Source organism: Planctobacterium marinum (assembly GCF_036322805.1).
In the GTDB taxonomy this organism is placed as follows: Bacteria; Pseudomonadota; Gammaproteobacteria; order Enterobacterales; family Alteromonadaceae; genus Planctobacterium; species Planctobacterium marinum_A.
Genome location: NZ_AP027272.1, coordinates 640,440 through 656,850, shown reverse-complemented (window position 1 = coordinate 656,850; position 16,411 = coordinate 640,440). Strand labels below are relative to the sequence as shown.

Below are 16,411 nucleotides of genomic sequence, written 5' to 3'. Positions count from 1 at the left end.
TAAACGTTCCATTTTGCGAACTCAGTGATATGACTGCGACGTCCGTCAGTGCAGTATTATTCCCTAAAAGACGATCTTTTTCACGATATCGCATACAAAAGTTCGCAGACACATCATAAGATGTTACAGCTCATGCGCTAATATGGTCAAAACAAGCAAAATGCCAATTGCATTCCCTCTATTGAGAATGAACTGGTCCTGTCCTTTTTTTAAATTTGAGTTTATCCATAGCAATAGCATTACCGATAAGAATAGCAACGACTCCTGTCAGCCCCATAATGCTCCATTGGTAGTTTTCAAAGAGCGTAGATATCACCAGAGCCACTACTGGACACACCAAGATCACATTGGAAGATTTATCTGCCCCCAGATTTTTCACCAGTTTCATGTAAGCGCCAAATGCCAAAACGGAGCCAAATACAGCAAGATAGGCCAATGTCAACCAATAACTGCTGGCCTCCGGCAAGACAAAAGGTTCATCAGTGTACAGAGCATAGCCAAAGGTAAAGAGCAAACTATAACTCATGGCCCAAAAATTAAATTGCACCACAGGTACTTCTTCAGATAGAGCGTTTTCCGATATCACATTACCCACTGCCGCAAAAAAGAAGGATATAGTGGCGAAAATTAATCCAAGGGTTAATCCTTTGGACTCAGTCAACCCTTCCATCTCCGGGGAAAACAGTAAATACAAGCCAACAGCGCTAATGGCGGCACCAATAACCACTTCCATTCGCACTGGTTTTCCCAACATAAAGCGGCGCAGAAAAATAGTAAAATACACAACACTGGCGCTAAACACCGCCAACAAAGCACTAACAATAAACTGCTGACTCAAATACAAAAATACATAATCAAGGGTGTAAAGACTGAATCCCGCACCTAGCATTTTGACGTGAGCCCGCCAGCTAAACTTCATGTTCAGTTTATGCCAGAAACACCAGACACCTAACAGCAGTGCCGCACAACAAAAACGCATACCTACGGAGTAGATCAGCGACATCTCACTGTGTTGAAACGTTATAGCAAACCAGGTTGTACCCCAGATAAAGGCACACAAACAAAACAACAATCCATTGGACATTGGGTATCCTTTTGAAAAGAAAGGCTAATCTGAGCCCAGTTTAGCCCTTTACAGACCAGAACTTGTCAGGGATAAAAAACAGCCATCTGTAAACAGTTATCAGCTGCGTATTTCGCCGTCTCCCTGTACCACGAACTTTTCAGTTGTGAGAGATTCTGCTCCCATTGGCCCATAAGCGTGCAACTTACTGGTGGAAATACCAATCTCGGCACCTAAGCCCAGTTCGCCGCCATCGGAAAAGCGCGAAGAAGCATTCACCATCACGACTGAGGAATTGATTTCGCGTACAAAGCGCTTTGCTCTCGAGATATCTTGAGTGACGATCACTTCAGTGTGTCCTGAACCATAATTAGCAATATGCTCAACGGCATCTTCAAAATCGTTCACCATTTTAACGGCAATTTCTAAGGCTAGATACTCGGCATGCCAATCTTCTTCAGTGGCCAAATCTGCAGCAGGTAAATAGGCTTTACTTTGCTCACAAGCGTGCACTTTAACTCCGTGTTTAGTAAACAATTCGGCTACCATCGGCATAAATGATGAGGCAATATCCTTGTGTACCAGGAGTGTTTCAAGGGCATTGCACACACCCGTGCGCTGAGTTTTGCCGTTTTCCAGAATGGCGATGGCTTTTTCAAGGTCTGCCGCCGCATCAGCAAAGAGATGACACACGCCTTTAAAATGCTGAATAACTGGGATACGGCTGTTTTCAGTAACAAAGCGGATCAGCCCCTCTCCGCCACGAGGAATGATAAGATCGATGTCCTCACTCAGGGTCAATAACTCGTTCATAATAGCGCGGTCAGGGTCGGGAATAACCGTAACCGCAGCGGCGGGGATTTGTTGCTGAGCAAAAGCGCGATGAATACAGCTGGCTAATGCCAGATTAGAATGCAGCGCTTCTTTACCACCTCGTAAAATCACTGCATTGCCAGCTTTGAAACACAACGCTGCGGCATCAATAGTCACGTTAGGACGCGATTCGTACACCATCGTAATAACCCCAAGTGGAATGCGCATCTTAGCTACCTCAATACCAGAAGGCAGTTTTCGAGAGCCACTGGTACTGCCCACCGGGTCTGGTTGGGCAGCGATTTCCCGCACCGCATTCGCAATAGCTTGTAGACGAGCTGAATCCAGCTTGAGTCGGTCTAACATTGCGGCACTCAAGCCGTTTTGCTCGCCTTGTTGCAGGTCTTTATGGTTGGCCTCAAGAATGTTGCTTTCGGAGTGGTTTATCTCATCGGCAATTGCCAACAGTGCGTCTGCTTTTTGTTTGTCTGTGAGTTTAGCGGTATCTCGGGCGGCAAGTTTTGCGTCTTTTGCGGCTTGAGCAACGGAAAATGTCATACTACACCTGTAAGTTTATTAGCGATAAAGAATAAGATCGTCTCTGTGAATTACCGCCTCACCTAAAGTAAAGCCCAACAGAGACTGGATTTGCTGGCTATTGCACCCGGCAATCAATTTCATTTCTTCCGCACTGTAAAGTGCTAATCCTTTGGCAATAACCTGCCCCTGATGCTGTACGTTAACGGCTTCACCGGGACTAAACTGCCCGGTAACTGCAGTAATCCCAGAAGGCAACAAGGATGCCCCATTGTGCAACAGCGCATTAGAGGCACCGTCATCGATATCCACTGAACCTTTGGCGCTCAAAGTATGGCGCAACCACTGGGAGCGGGCTTTTTCCTGAGATGCGGCGGCGCGGAACAAGGTCCCCGGACAGCGCCCTTGTAACAGCGCATCAAACGTTTTGGAGTCACGGCCATTTACAATCAGGGTCTGAATACCACTTTGAGCACATTTTTCGGCTGCCTGTAATTTGGTCACCATACCGCCTGTGCCCACTGAGGTGCCAGCTCCCCCTGCCAAGGCGTGAATTTCAGGTGATATCTGAGCTACCTCGGGAATTAATTGTGCTTCTGGATGTTTTCGAGGGTCTGCATCGTATAAACCATCAATATCAGAACAGACAATCAAGGTATCTGCCTGAGCCACCAATGCAGTGTAAGCGCCCAAATTGTCGTTGTCACCCACCTTAATTTCGTTCACGGCGACGCTGTCATTTTCATTTACGATGGGCAAGGCCTGATGCTGCAATAGTTCGCGCAAAGTATTTTTGATATTCACATAACGAGTACGATCTCTGAGATCGTCATAGGTCAATAAAATCTGAGCACAGGGAAAATCGAAAAAGCGCGCCCAATTGGCCATCATTTGTGATTGTCCAATAGCGGCCATCGCTTGTTTTTCAGCAATAGTAGGCTGATGGGTAACCGGGATCTGGCTGCGCCCCGCTGCTACACTGCCAGAAGAAACCAGCACCACCTCTTTACCTTGTTGGCGACTTTCGGTAATGAATTTGGCAATTGCCAATAAGTATCGAGCGCTGCAACGCTGTCCATCAGGCGCGATAAGTGCGCTGCCAATTTTAATTACGGCACGTTGCCACTGAAATTCAGTCATAAACCTGTTAAACACATCAAATAGAAGAAATCGGGGATGCTGGCAGATTGGCAAAAAAGCCGCTCTAAAACAAGCGCTAAATGGTTATTACTCATAGCGGTTTTAATAGAGGTTAGTGTTATTTATTTCAGTCTGAAGCAGATTTCTCCTGGTACGATTACAAAACTAAGGGCACTTATGTTATAAAGTCACAGATTAACACCAACAATTCTTAAAAACCCGCCAGGAACAATTAATGAAAACACGCACGCTATTTGCCCTCGCATCATCGTTGCTGCTTAGCATCGGTGTAGCTCAGGCTGCTATCAAGCAGACCAAAGGGGATTTTGAAGATAAATTCAGGCAACTGGATGAATCGCTACCAACACCCAATGTTTATCGCAACGCCGCTGGCGAGCCGGGCCATCAATACTGGCAGCAAAAAGTAGACTACAAAATCAGTATTGCTTTAGACGAGGACAAGCGTCGTGTTACCGCATCAGAAGAGATCGTTTACACCAACAACTCCCCTGACACACTGAAATATCTTTGGGTTTACCTGGATCAGAACCGCTTCAAAGATGACTCCATGGCCCGTATGACACAAACCTTTGGCGGTGTTGGCACACGTGGTCCTGTCACCAATTCAGCGTCTGGCTCCAAGCCCGCCAAAATGACCATGGACTTCCTACGTCAACAGCAGGCTTTTGCTGATCGCCCACTGGGTTTTGAAATCAGCAATGTTAAAGATGGCAAAGGTGACGCCCTGAAGCACACCATTGTGGGCACCCTAATGCGTATCGACTTGAAGCAGCCTTTGAAACCTGGCCAAAGCACCGAGTTTTCATTGGACTTTGCTTTTAATGTGCTGGAAGAAAATGCCGTATCGGCGCGCTCTGGTTTTGAGCACTTCCCGGATGACGAGCGCGAAGGCGGCAACGATATTTTCCTTTTCGCTCAATGGTTTCCGCGCCTGGCTGCTTACACCGATTACGAAGCCTGGACCAATAAAGAGTTCCTTGGCCGCGGAGAATTTACCCTGGAGTTTGGTGATTATGAAGTGGAAATGACAGTACCGGCAGATCACATTGTCTCTTCCACTGGTGTACTGCAAAATCCAAAAGACGTCCTTACTAAAGAGCAAAGAAAGCGTCTGAAAGACGCTGAAAAAGCCAACCGCCCGGTGTTTGTTGTCACCGCTGAAGAAGCGCTGGAAAACGAGAAAGAAGGCACCGACAAGCAGAAAACCTGGCGCTTTAAAGCAGAAAACGTGCGCGACTTCGCTTGGGCCACTTCCCGTAAGTTTATGTGGGACGCTAAAGGTTATGAGCAAGGCGGGGAAGACCAGCCATTTGTTATGGCCATGTCTTTCTATCCCAAAGAGGGGGGTGACTTGTGGAAAAAGTACTCCACAGAATCCGTTATCCACACTATGGAAGTGTACTCGCGTTTCTCCTTTGATTACCCCTATCCCACAGCGCAATCAGTCAATGGCCCGGTAGGTGGCATGGAATATCCCATGATCACTTTTAACGGTCCTCGTACAACCTTGCAAGATGACGGTTCGCGCACTTATACACTCGCGGAAAAACGTTTCTTAATTGGTGTTGTCATCCACGAAATTGGTCACATCTATTTCCCCATGATCGTTAACAGTGATGAGCGTCAATGGACCTGGATGGATGAAGGTATTAACAGCTTCCTGGACGGCGTGGCCGGACAAGAATGGGATCCAGATATTCCTTGGGGCGTGGAGCCACGTGATATTACCGGTTACATGAAAAGTACCAACCAGGTACCTATCATGACGCAATCTGACAGTATTTTGCAGTTTGGCCCTAATGCTTACACAAAACCCGCTGCAGCCTATAAAATTCTCAGAGAAACCATTCTAGGTCGCGAACTATTTGATTTTGCATTGCGTGAATACGCACAGCGCTGGAAATTCAAGCGCCCTACTCCCACCGATTTTTTCCGCACCCTGGAAGAAGCTAGTGGTGTTGATTTGGACTGGTTCTGGCGCGGTTGGTTTTATTCTACCGACCACGTAGATATCTCCATCGACAAGGTATCCAAATTGCGCATTGATACAGAAGACCCAGACATCGATTTCGACCGCGATCGTCAAAGAGAGTTGGATAAGCCGATGCCTGTTACCGTTGAGCGCAACATGCAAGAAGGCAAAACCTGGGTTGAGCGCAATCCTGATATCCGTGATTTTTACGACGAAAACGATCGCTGGACTGTTACCAATAAAGAGCGCAACGCCTATAAAAAATTTCTTGATGGCCTGGAAGACTGGGAGCGCACCGCTTTTGAGCGCGCTGTTAGCGAAGATCAGAACTACTACGTGATGGAATTTAGTAATATCGGCGGACTGGTGATGCCGATTATTATTGAAGCGACATATAAAGACGGCACGAAAGAGCGTATCTATTATCCTGCTGAGATTTGGCGCCGCAGTCCTAAGCAGGTACAAAAGCTGTTAGTCACTCCCAAAGAGAAAGAACTCGTTAGTATTGAGGTGGATCCTCGTTGGGAAACTGCCGATGTGGATGTCACTAACAACCACTATCCGCGCAAGATCATCGAGTCGCGTATCGAAGCCTACAAAGCCAAGAAACGTACCGGGAACGCTCGTCGTGATATCATGCAAGATATCAAAACAGAACTGAAAACTGACGACGAAAACAAAGAAGAGCAAAATTAAGGAGTCGCGTTACACAATGCGCAAACTCGCTATTTTGATCATATTGGGCGCCTTCATGGCGCCTTCTTTTGGTCACCAAATAAAGTCAGCCATAACCACTGTATTGTTCAATCACAATAGTACTAATCTGGAAGTCATGCATCGCTTTTATCTGCACGATGCCGAGCATGCGGTGAGTGTCATGGGTGACGGTAAAGCAGACATCCACAGCAACCCTGAAACCCAGCAGCGCTTCATGGATTATGTGGTTCAGCGCTTCGAACTGCAGATAAACAATGCGCCTGTTGCACTGAATAACATAGGCTATGAAATTGATGGCAAGTTTCTCTGGATTTATCAAGACACGCCATTACCTGAGCAGGTAGAAAAAATTGCGGTACAACACAGTGCTTTACAAGATATCTGGTCAGAGCAAATCAACACCGTGAATATCGAAGGTGATGCTGAAGGTAACAAAGCCATCAATACGCTCACTTTCCGAGAATCTGCAAAGCTGTTAGAAGTTGAATTTTAACGACTCTATTCACCATTGGCTGTCAGAAATACGACAGCCAATCTCGCAATAATGTTGCCTTTCTCTCCTTTTTTCGAAACCCTTGCGCAAACGGTTTACGGATACCGCTAAAGCACCTAAACTTTTACGGTAATGGAACTCAATTGGATAAATGTCTCTGCGAAGAGCCTTAAAACGACTCAAGGATTTTCGGCTTTATGTTTACCGGGATATCACTAAAGCTAGCGTTATTTGCTCTGACTATGGGTATATTGACATGGTCCAGCGCCACGTGGGCGAAATTCAAAATTGCAGTTATAGGCAAAACCAAAAACGATAGCTTTTATATTCAGTCCTTTGAGGGCTGCAAACAATTTGCCGCACAAAAAACCGACCTCAGCTGTCTATATGACGGCCCGCAAGACTACCAGGATATTCGCTCCCAGGTACTGATCATTAACGAGCTATTGACTCAGAATGTTAACGGTTTGCTGGTTTCCACCACAGATTCAAAACATCTTGTAGATGGTGTACTCAAATCCATGCTGCCGGGTATTCCAGTGATCACCTTTGATTCAGATTTATTACCTGAACACGAAGAATATCGGCTTACTTATGTCGGCACGGATAACTTTGCTTTTGGTGTGGCATTAGGCGAATACGCAAAAGTCTTCAAAACCGAAGCTGAGCAGCAGATTTGTATTCAATCAGGATTTGATTCAACGCCCAACCTCAATGCGCGCATTGCGGGTGTCAGGCATGCGCTGTCGGGCCAGTCAACGCAGCGCTTAATGGGTCACAATGGCTGGTCTGAGTATCCCAGGTGTCCACTCTATAGCTTGGGCAAGCGCGACGTCGCCTTATACCAACTCACTAAGATTCTGGAACGTGAAAAAGCGCCTATCTTTCTGGCCGTTGCGGGTTTTGCCCAGTTTAATCCCGACTACATCAGCACTATGAAGAAACACCAGGAGGCCATTGACAAGCAGCACAAAGTGATTATTTCTGCCGACACAGAACCCATGCAGTTAAAGGCATTGGGCGAGGGTTTATCGACAGCCAATATAGGCCAAAACCCCCACGAAATGGGTCGTTTGGGCGCTGAGCTTATGTATGAATATTTAAAACACGGTAACGCACCTGAGCAGTCACATTATTATCTTGGCTTTCACTACTGCCGCAGTGATAACTATCAAGAGTGTACCCAAACAGGAAACTAAACATTTGTCTCGTTTTGTTTCTGTTGAGTAAGCAGCTGGCACAAAAGCTCCATTTCTTGCTTTCGCTTCTCATCTAGCGGCCAGCCACAGTTCAATCTGAAGTATTCCGAGTAGAAGTCTCGAGTAGAGAACAAGCCGCCCGGTCGGATAATCACATCGTATTCAGTTAGCTTTTTAGCGAGTTCAAAACTATCTAATCCCGGGTAATGACACCACAACACCATCCCGCCCTCTGGCTGTGAAAAAGCGGCATTGGCTCCCAGTTGTGTATATAAGAAATGACGATACTCCCGTATTTGCTGACTGACACACACCTGCAATTTTTTGATGTGCTTGCGATAGTTTCCACTGGCAATGAAATCTGCCAACACTAACTGCAGTGGCATATTAACCCCCAATGACTCTATACGGCGTTTGTCCTCCATAGCCCGGTGAAAACGTCCGGGCAAGCACCAACCAATTCGATAAGAGGCACACAGTGTTTTGGAAAAGGAACTGCACCACAGTACATAGCCACCTTTGTCCCAATGCTTAATAGGTAGTGGCAGCCCACCAGAGAAACACAACTCCTGATAGACATCATCCTCAATTACCGGAAAATGGTAACGGTTGGCCAGTTCAGCGATAGCGGCTTTGTGTTCATTATTAAACTGGTGACCAAGCGGGTTTTGAAAGTTTGCCGTCAGTAACAAAGCCGAAGCACGCCCCTCCTTCACGATACTTTCGAGGCGCAGCAGGTCGATGCCTTGGTTACTACTGGGGATCTCCAGGATTTTGCGATTAAGGCTTTTCAGAATTGACAATAATCCGGGAAAACAAGGTGATGCAACGACAACCGTATCTTCTGGCTGGGTGGTAACCTGCAATGCCATTCTGACACTGTCCAGACAACCATGTCCTATGATGATTTCATCGCTGGTAAACTTAAATCCTTGCTCTGAATAGTGGCCTGCCAGGGCTCTGCGCAAACTTTCATGGCCTGTAACGGCACCATAATGCAATTGGTGGAGACGAGGGGTTTTAAACACCCGACTGGCAGATTTCGCTAACTCAGCTTGCGGCAAAAGTGCCTGAGACAATTGCGCAGTCGCTAACGGATGCTGACTTACGGCAAAGTGGTATTTTGCCCCCCGGGAAGTAACAGGAACAAAATCAGCCAGGGGAACACGAGCGATGTCTAACATGGGCTTTTGCGCAAAATAGCCTGAACGAGGCCGACTGTGAGCATAGCCGCGTTCAATAAGCAGGTGATAACAATTGAGTGCCGTCGTCATGCTCACCTGATGCTGGCGACTAAAATCTCGCACCGATTGCAATTTGTGACCGGGGGAAATTTTGCCAGTATCAATATCTGACATCACCTCACTGGCCAATTGCTTGTATTGGATCACTTAATATTTCACTCATTAAACTACAATGCATCGCGAATTTACCCCCTTAGCGCCTCCTCTGTATACTTTTTATTTTCTTTTTTTGTATCTGTAATCTTTTTTACCGTGCGCTTATGATGCATCACATAATGAATGAAGGGGAACACAATGAGCGATTCAACCTTGACTTATTCACAACCCGGAGCGGAGGAATGGCAACATACTCTGTCAGAATTTCAGCAAAGAGCGACACAATGGCTACATGGTCTTGAGCACCATCCTGTTGCCACGCTGAATGCCACATTGCCTCAATCGCCGTTAGCCGCACAAGGCGCAGGCAGCGAGATTACCATCAAAAAAGTGCACTCTGAGTTGGTGCCACAGATGTCTGCCAGTCGCGGACCGCGATATTGGGGTTTTGTCACTGGCGGAGCCACGCCTGTCGCCACTTATGCTGATTGGTTAGTCGCCTTGCTGGACCAAAATGTCTCCAAAGACGGCGACTCCATCGCATCAATGGTGGAACGTCAGGCAATACAATGGTTGGTAGAGCTATTTAATTTGCCAGCCAGTTTTACCGGGCTGTGTACCACGGGTGCAACGGCTTCAAACTTTCTGGCAGCAGTGACCGCGCGACAATTTGCCGGTACACAACAAGGTATCGATGTGGCCAAACAGGGAATGGCAGGATTAGATATCGAGATTTTCAGCGCCTGTCCTCATGCCAGTATGATTAAAACATTGGGGCTGGCGGGTTTTGGCCAGAATAATATTACCCAGGTAAAAACCAGCAAGGATTCAGAAGCCATGAGCCCGCAGGATCTGGCAATAAAACTGAAACAAAGCACAGCGAAAAGTAAGATAGTGATTAGCTCTGCTGCCACGGTAACGGGCACTAGTTTTGATGATTTACAGCAAATTTCAGCGCTGTGTCTGCAGCACCGGGCATGGCTTCATGTAGATGCTGCTTTTGGCATTTTCGCTCGTTTACTGCCCGATATGGAACAAAACACTGCCGGAATTGAGCAGGCAGACTCGATCACCCTTGATGGACATAAGTGGTTAAATGTGCCTTATGATTGCGGCATGTTTCTGACCCGCCATCAAAGCTTACTCAAAGACAGTTGTCACGTAGCAGCTCCTTATTTAGTGCAGTCTGGCAGTGAACCCGATTTTATGTCATTGGGCATGGAGAATTCTCGACGTTTCAGGGCTTTGCCCGTATGGATGACACTACATGCCTACGGCAAATCAGGCATCAGGTCATGGGTGGAAAAGAATTGCAGGCAAGCACAATTGCTAGCGCAATTTATTGCGGCCAGCACACAATGGAAGTTAGTGTACCCTTGTAACCTTAACGTGGTGCTATTCCGTCCATTGGATGACGAAGTGGATTGCGACAGCGTGTTGCGGCACATTAACGCCAGAGGAAAAGTATTTTTTAGTCCGGGAAAATGGCAAGGACAAGCAATCATCCGGGCCGCGTTTAGCAACTGGCAAACAGAAGACAGTGATGTGGCCATTGCAATCAAAGAGCTACAAACCATGGCTGCAGACCTTTGACATCCGTAAAATCTGTGGCAGCTACGCTTTGTTCTGCGTAAATTGCAATGGAAGTACCATTTGATTGGCGGCTCTGGGCGGGTTGCCAATCATTTCATCATAAGGTGACTCATGTACTAGTTCTGCGCTGCGGACGTCGCTCTCACTGAACAGCTCTTTTATTTGTGCCACACTGTTAAAGCGCTGTGGTCGCCCGTCCTGAGCTCTGAGCAGCCCACTAAATTCACCTTGATGGATTTCCACAAGATAGATATTCATCTCAAAAGATAAGATTCTGAGTCGCTCAATCGGGGCTTTGTTATTCAAAAGTTGTTCTAATTGCATATGCACAGAGCCAGTTGCTGTAGTTTTCTATATCTGGTTACGGAACTACCGCAGCTTTGGTTTATCACTGCGAAAATTAGTTCAGTTTAAATTAATTTTACTAATGTCATGATTTAGCTTGAAAAACTCATTATCAGACCAAACTTCTTTATTATCGCTATAGAGTTTTTCCGTGCAAAATCAGGCGGTTTGCATTATTTTTATAGTTGATGCCCCATTGCTCCGTTTGACGCAACAAAACAGGAAACCGGTACCGTTATGACAGACAACGACTCTTCTCAAAATGTGTCGAAATCCCCTATGGTTCATGTGGCAATAGCCGCAGGTGTCATTATCTTATTATTGGTCGTTTATATGGTGTTCTCGGGTTCCGACGAAGAGCCTGTGGCTCCTCAACCGGTGGAAATCCCCATCGTCACAGAACCTGATCCTGAACCTGTCACGTTACCAGAACCAACTCCAGAGCCTGAGGAAGTGTTACCACCCGACCCGGCACCTATGCCAGAGCCTATTCCCGAGCCAGAGCCAGAGCCCATTGATATCAGTGACGCAGCAGTTAAGACCGCTATTGTTGGGCTTGCAGAAATGCCAACCGTGGCACGTTTTTTAGTAGACGAAGACCTGTTGCGCCGCTTTGTGGTTTTTACTGAGAATCTGGCCAATGAAGAACTCGCCACAAATCACCACTTGTTGCGCGCACCTGAAAATAGCTTCAGAGTGTACCGCCAAGCAGGTAAAGAATGGATAGATTCCTCCAGCTACCAGCGCTACAGCGGCTATGTGAATGCCATCGATAGTATCGAAGCGGAAGATCTATTGGATTTGTATGAAGTATACAAGCCCACTATTAATGAAATATTCGCCGAAATTGGTAACCCGGATGACGATTTTGATTACCGCTTAGTGGATGCCATCGATCACCTGCTTGACACACCTGAAATACCGGTTCCGGTTGAAGTCTATACCGACAGTGTGATGTACAAATATCGTATCGATCAAATCGAAGATTTAAGCGCTCCACAGAAGCAACTGTTGCGTACAGGTCCGGAAAACATGCGCGTGCTTAAAGCTAAGTTACGAGAAATAAAAGCGTTACTGGAGCAATAAGGTCGCCGTCCTATGGACCTGACAACACTGCAAAAAAGTCTTCACAAGGAGGGCCAAAACCCTCCCGTAGAAAAGTGGAACCCTGCATTTTGCGGTGATATCGACCTGCTAATAAAACAAAATGGTCAATGGTTTTACATGGGCTCTCCCATCGGTCGATTGCCACTGGTAAAGCTCTTTGCTTCGGTGTTAAAACGGCAGCAAGACAGTTATTTTCTGGTAACCCCCGTAGAAAAAGTCGGTATTCAAGTTGAAGATGTGCCCTTCATCGTGACCGAGTGGCAACAAGAAAATGAGTTTTTAGTTTTACAAACCTCATTAGGCGATAAGCTGGTTGCCAGCCCCGACAATCCGGTAGAACTCAGATTTAATCAAGCGCAGCAAACCTGGTTACCCTATGTGCTTGTGCGCAGAAATCTTTGGGCGCGATTGCATCAAAATGTCTATTACCAGCTGATAGAATCCGGTGTTGAAAGCAAACACTCTATCGACGGAAAAAGTATAGATATACTGCAAGTTTTCAGCGGTGATTACCCGGTTGCTTTGGGTTACCTATAAAACCACCAAGCTAGCAGTGCATCCGCTGCAAAAACCATATAGCATGAAGCAATATCAATCAGGGACATGCTATGAAGCCCACTGTCGGTATTACCACCAAAATATTCGCCATTTCGGTGAGCGTACTGCTGTTGTTACTGATCATTGCTATCAGCACCCATCTGAAAATTCGCACTATCAATACCGAGGTCAAATATCTTGCCGAGCACATTTTACCCACTGTTCGGTTGATAGACGAAGCCACCATAAACATGCTGGAACAAGAAGTTCACGTTGAACGCTTACTCAAGCTGTACCACTCTCCACAGACCAGCAATAACAGTGTTGACCACGAGCGTGAGCAATTAGAACTGCATTTTCAACGAGCCAACCGCAGTTTATTGGCGGCAGAGCAGCTGTTGGCGCAAGCGCTGGTCGCCATGCCTGTATGGTTATCTGACACCTTAACCGGTAACTCGATAGAAGGAGTCATCAAAGTACGGGAAGAAAATCACCAGTACCACGAACGGGCAGTATTTCTCATCCAACACCTGGACGATGAAACTCTCACCAACGTAAAAGAAGTGGAACTGAAGCTGGCCACAGCCGAAAACGAATTAAATCGAGATGCAGAAAATGTACTGAGTCATCTACAAAACTTTGCGATCACCACGGCACAACAAGCTGAGCGCCATCAAGAGGCTATTCTCTGGCAAAACTTGGTACTCAGTGTGATCGCCATCCTGGTGGGGCTAATTTACGCTGGATTCCTGTCCCGCAAGTTGAGTCAACCTGTGCGAGAACTCAATGAGCAGGTTTGCCGCGCTCTGGAGGCAAAAGACTATCAAGACGTAACTGCGCGAAGCAACGACGAAGTTGCGCTGTTAACGTCTCGCTTTAATCTGGCCATGACGACTTTGCGCCGCTCAGAACAATTTAAAGATATGTTCGGTCAATACCTGGATCCAAGACTGATATCTCAACTGGAATCTAATGTCGTTTCAGTGAACCTGGACGGTGAGCGTCAAAGAGTCACGGTAATTTTGTCAAACCTGGAAGGATTGACGTTACGCTCCGGTGCTCTGAATCCGGAACAACTGGTTATGCTGATCAATCGCTACCTGGAAATTCAATTGTCAGCCAGCAGTGAATACCGGGGAATACTAAACTTTACCCTAACCGAAATTCTCAGCTTTTGGACTCACCCATTCTCCGAGCAACAACAGCAGTCGGATCACGCCTGCCACATGTTGTTGGCCCAGATTCAAGGTGTTGGTCAATTTAAAGATTTTCTGGCGCAATCAGAACCCCACATTTTTGCAAATGACGAGCTTGAATTCAGAGCAGGTTTAGCCTCCGGTGATTTGGTGGTGGCCAATATGGGGCCTTCCGGAGCACGAGCTTTTACGGTTATCGGCGATGAAGTTAACGCTGCCAGTCGACTTAAAGGGGTAGCGCGCTTTTTTGCCATTAATGCCGTGTTGAGTGATGAAATCGTGCAATCCTTGTCAGATAAATTTGTCGTGCGTCCTTTGGGCTGGGTGAAAGTACCAGGCAAAGAAGATCCCATAAAAACCTGGCATCTGATGGGCTATCAAAAAGACTTGTCGCAAGGCCAGCTCAATGCCCTAGCGATTTTTAATGAGGCTTTCAACAAGTTTGAACAACGGGATTTCGCAGCTGCATCACAAGGCTTTCAGCAATATTTACTAGAAACCCCAGAGGATTCGGTGACAGTTAAGTTTATCGAACTGTGCCAACAGCTATCAGTGCAAGCCAGCCACGAGGACAGGCTTATCCAATGGGAGATTGGGCAAAAATGATTAATCGCATCTACATCCCACTCAGCGCCAAAATCTATGGCATCTGTCTGCTTATGCTGTCACTGCTGATAGTGGTTGCCACTGGCAACTATTTGCGCATGACCATTATTAAGGAGGAAGTGCAGGACGTAGCCGAGTTCATTTCCCCCATCAACAAACAAGTTACGCTCATTTATGCCCATGTGCTGGAACAAGAAATTGCCTTTGAGCGAATGCTGCGCCTGATTCAGGAACGCCCGGAAAACACCAGTGCCATAGAGCAACAACAGGGACAAATCCTACAACTTGCCGAAGTTATTCAAACTCAAATAAGAGAAACTCGAGTTTTGTCGGAACAAGCCACTGGAGAGACACAGATAAAAGAAGACATTATCGCGCTGGCCAGACTCTCACCCGAGTTACGCATGCTGGCAGAAGACCACCTGGAATTTGCCACCTTATACGAATCACTGGTCAAGGCAATCAAGCAACAACAACTTGCGAAAAGTCGTCTTCTGGACGAGCGGCTGGAGCGTCTGGAAACCATATTCAACAATCGAATCGATAGACTATTACACGAACTGGTGACTATCACTGAAACCAGTGTTGCTAAAATTCAAGCGCAAGACAAAGCACTGCTGTACTTCAATTTACTGCTCAGTATCATCGCCACCATTTGTGGTATTGTACTGGCTGCACTTATTTCTAAGCGTGTAGTCAGGCCTTTAAAAGCATTAATTTCGGGCACCGATGCATTGCTGGCTGAGAACTATCAGCATCAAATTGCCATTAGCAGCCACGATGAAATCAGTGAACTGACCCACTCCTTTAACCAGCTAATGCGTGATGTAGATAAAAAAGAAACATTACGCGCCTCGATGCAAGAGTACCTGGACCCACGTGTAATCAAACTACTCACCGAATACCCCCAATATCTCAAAGGCACCAGGCAACAGGCCAGCGTCTTGTTTTCGGATATTGCTCATTTCAGCAAGCTCAGTGAAACCCTGTCACCCGAGTCATTGGTAGCCGTGATCAACGAATACTACAACTTGGCTGGCAATGCGATTTTGCAAATTGATGGAGTCGTGGATAAATACATTGGCGATGCCATTGTTGCCTTCTGGAGCGCACCTTTTACTGAGCCCTCCGGTATTGCGCGCCTCGCATGCCGCGGTGCATTGAAGCAATTAGACCAGTTAAATCACTTACGACTTAATCTACCGGACTTGGTTGGCATTCGAAAAGGCTTACCCGATATCAATATCCGAATCGGTATTGCCACCGGGGAAATTGTGGTGGGCAACGTGGGTACCAGACAAAGTCGCTCTTTTACTATCATTGGGGAATCACTCAACATTGCTGAACAGCTTGAACAGATGAACAAGCAATTGGGCACTCAAATTCTGGTAACCGAGGCGACAAAAGTCAGAGCTGGGGATGAATTTATGTTTCGCCTGGCAGGACAACTGCCTCCTGAAGACGAAACAGATAATGCCCCGCCGGCGCGAGTTTACAATCTGCTCGGTTACAAAGAAGCCTTTACCGAACAACACATTGCTGCCTTGCAACAAGCGGATAGTGCAGTGGTGGCCTATTTAAACGATGACCTGGAGACGGCCAAAGCGGGATTTGAGGAATTTCTCAGCAAAATCCCCAAGGACAACCTATGTGAATACTATCTGGATTGTATAGCAAGAGCGAAATAAACGCGGGTTAGCAATTGTGTTGTCTCCGAATTTGCTTTATTTGC

At 46.6% G+C, this 16,411-nt stretch carries 13 protein-coding genes; 8 read left to right on the top strand and 5 right to left on the bottom strand.

Translation table 11 applies throughout. The features are described from left to right. Window positions 1-178: 178 nt before the first annotated feature. From AABA75_RS02885 to proB, 3 genes are all read right to left on the bottom strand, one after another. Window positions 179-1,084, bottom strand: a complete 906-nt coding sequence (locus tag AABA75_RS02885; protein ID WP_338290994.1) for a DMT family transporter — start codon at window positions 1,082-1,084, stop codon at window positions 179-181. Window positions 1,085-1,183: 99 nt separating this feature from the next. Then, window positions 1,184-2,434, bottom strand: coding sequence for a glutamate-5-semialdehyde dehydrogenase (locus tag AABA75_RS02880; protein WP_338290992.1), 1,251 nt, complete (start codon window positions 2,432-2,434; stop codon window positions 1,184-1,186). A gap of 18 nt (window positions 2,435-2,452) precedes the next feature. Next, window positions 2,453-3,553, bottom strand: coding sequence for a glutamate 5-kinase (gene proB, locus AABA75_RS02875; RefSeq protein ID WP_338290989.1), 1,101 nt, complete (start codon window positions 3,551-3,553; stop codon window positions 2,453-2,455). 235 nt (window positions 3,554-3,788) lie between these two features. Between proB and AABA75_RS02870 the strand changes: the two genes are divergently transcribed. From AABA75_RS02870 to AABA75_RS02860, 3 genes are all read left to right on the top strand, one after another. Beyond that, entirely contained in the window at window positions 3,789-6,242 is a 2,454-nt protein-coding gene (locus tag AABA75_RS02870) for a M1 family metallopeptidase (RefSeq protein WP_338290987.1), read from the top strand. A 16-nt stretch (window positions 6,243-6,258) separates the two neighbouring features. Then, window positions 6,259-6,756 carry a DUF6702 family protein gene (locus AABA75_RS02865; RefSeq protein WP_338290986.1) on the top strand — a complete coding sequence of 166 codons (498 nt, stop codon included), beginning with the start codon at window positions 6,259-6,261 and terminating at the stop codon, window positions 6,754-6,756. A gap of 197 nt (window positions 6,757-6,953) precedes the next feature. Then, window positions 6,954-7,955, top strand: coding sequence for a substrate-binding domain-containing protein (locus AABA75_RS02860; RefSeq protein WP_338290984.1), 1,002 nt, complete (start codon window positions 6,954-6,956; stop codon window positions 7,953-7,955). Here the strand turns inward: AABA75_RS02860 and AABA75_RS02855 are convergent. After that, complete coding sequence (locus tag AABA75_RS02855) at window positions 7,952-9,346, bottom strand: PLP-dependent aminotransferase family protein (protein WP_338290983.1); 1,395 nt, start codon at window positions 9,344-9,346, stop codon at window positions 7,952-7,954. The two genes, AABA75_RS02860 and AABA75_RS02855, sit on opposite strands and share 4 nt — an antisense overlap. A 147-nt stretch (window positions 9,347-9,493) precedes the next feature. Here AABA75_RS02855 and AABA75_RS02850 point away from each other — a divergent pair, with 147 nt between their 5' ends. After that, the gene (locus AABA75_RS02850; protein WP_338290981.1) at window positions 9,494-10,888 is read left to right on the top strand and encodes a pyridoxal phosphate-dependent decarboxylase family protein; all 1,395 of its coding nucleotides are present in this window, start codon (window positions 9,494-9,496) and stop codon (window positions 10,886-10,888) included. A gap of 21 nt (window positions 10,889-10,909) precedes the next feature. Here AABA75_RS02850 and AABA75_RS02845 read toward each other — a convergent pair whose 3' ends face one another. After that, a complete protein-coding gene (locus AABA75_RS02845; RefSeq protein WP_338294787.1) occupies window positions 10,910-11,212 on the bottom strand; it encodes a DUF6482 family protein in 303 nt (100 codons plus the stop codon). A 258-nt stretch (window positions 11,213-11,470) separates the two neighbouring features. Between AABA75_RS02845 and AABA75_RS02840 the strand changes: the two genes are divergently transcribed. The 4 genes from AABA75_RS02840 to AABA75_RS02825 all read left to right on the top strand — a co-directional run bounded on the left by AABA75_RS02840 (window position 11,471) and on the right by AABA75_RS02825 (window position 16,367). Next, entirely contained in the window at window positions 11,471-12,319 is an 849-nt protein-coding gene (locus AABA75_RS02840) for a DUF3014 domain-containing protein (protein WP_338290979.1), read from the top strand. A gap of 12 nt (window positions 12,320-12,331) precedes the next feature. Next, complete coding sequence (locus tag AABA75_RS02835; RefSeq protein WP_338290977.1) at window positions 12,332-12,877, top strand: DUF1285 domain-containing protein; 546 nt, start codon at window positions 12,332-12,334, stop codon at window positions 12,875-12,877. A gap of 71 nt (window positions 12,878-12,948) precedes the next feature. Further along, on the top strand, window positions 12,949-14,679 hold the full coding sequence (locus tag AABA75_RS02830) for an adenylate/guanylate cyclase domain-containing protein (protein WP_338290976.1): 1,731 nt from the start codon (window positions 12,949-12,951) through the stop codon (window positions 14,677-14,679). Next, window positions 14,658-16,367 carry an adenylate/guanylate cyclase domain-containing protein gene (locus AABA75_RS02825; protein ID WP_338290975.1) on the top strand — a complete coding sequence of 570 codons (1,710 nt, stop codon included), beginning with the start codon at window positions 14,658-14,660 and terminating at the stop codon, window positions 16,365-16,367. The genes AABA75_RS02830 and AABA75_RS02825 overlap by 22 nt, the downstream gene beginning before the upstream one ends. Window positions 16,368-16,411 lie beyond the last annotated feature (44 nt).

Excerpts from the sequence above, each read along its gene's own strand:
- AABA75_RS02885 (WP_338290994.1), bottom strand. The coding sequence starts at position 1,084 with ATGTCCAATGGATTGTTGTTTTGTTTGTGTGCCTTTATCTGGGGTACA.
- AABA75_RS02880 (WP_338290992.1), bottom strand. The coding sequence starts at position 2,434 with ATGACATTTTCCGTTGCTCAAGCCGCAAAAGACGCAAAACTTGCCGCC.
- proB (WP_338290989.1), bottom strand. The coding sequence starts at position 3,553 with ATGACTGAATTTCAGTGGCAACGTGCCGTAATTAAAATTGGCAGCGCA.
- AABA75_RS02870 (WP_338290987.1), top strand. The coding sequence starts at position 3,789 with ATGAAAACACGCACGCTATTTGCCCTCGCATCATCGTTGCTGCTTAGC.
- AABA75_RS02865 (WP_338290986.1), top strand. The coding sequence starts at position 6,259 with ATGCGCAAACTCGCTATTTTGATCATATTGGGCGCCTTCATGGCGCCT.
- AABA75_RS02860 (WP_338290984.1), top strand. The coding sequence starts at position 6,954 with ATGTTTACCGGGATATCACTAAAGCTAGCGTTATTTGCTCTGACTATG.
- AABA75_RS02850 (WP_338290981.1), top strand. The coding sequence starts at position 9,494 with ATGAGCGATTCAACCTTGACTTATTCACAACCCGGAGCGGAGGAATGG.
- AABA75_RS02845 (WP_338294787.1), bottom strand. The coding sequence starts at position 11,212 with ATGCAATTAGAACAACTTTTGAATAACAAAGCCCCGATTGAGCGACTC.
- AABA75_RS02840 (WP_338290979.1), top strand. The coding sequence starts at position 11,471 with ATGACAGACAACGACTCTTCTCAAAATGTGTCGAAATCCCCTATGGTT.
- AABA75_RS02835 (WP_338290977.1), top strand. The coding sequence starts at position 12,332 with ATGGACCTGACAACACTGCAAAAAAGTCTTCACAAGGAGGGCCAAAAC.
- AABA75_RS02830 (WP_338290976.1), top strand. The coding sequence starts at position 12,949 with ATGAAGCCCACTGTCGGTATTACCACCAAAATATTCGCCATTTCGGTG.
- AABA75_RS02825 (WP_338290975.1), top strand. The coding sequence starts at position 14,658 with ATGGGAGATTGGGCAAAAATGATTAATCGCATCTACATCCCACTCAGC.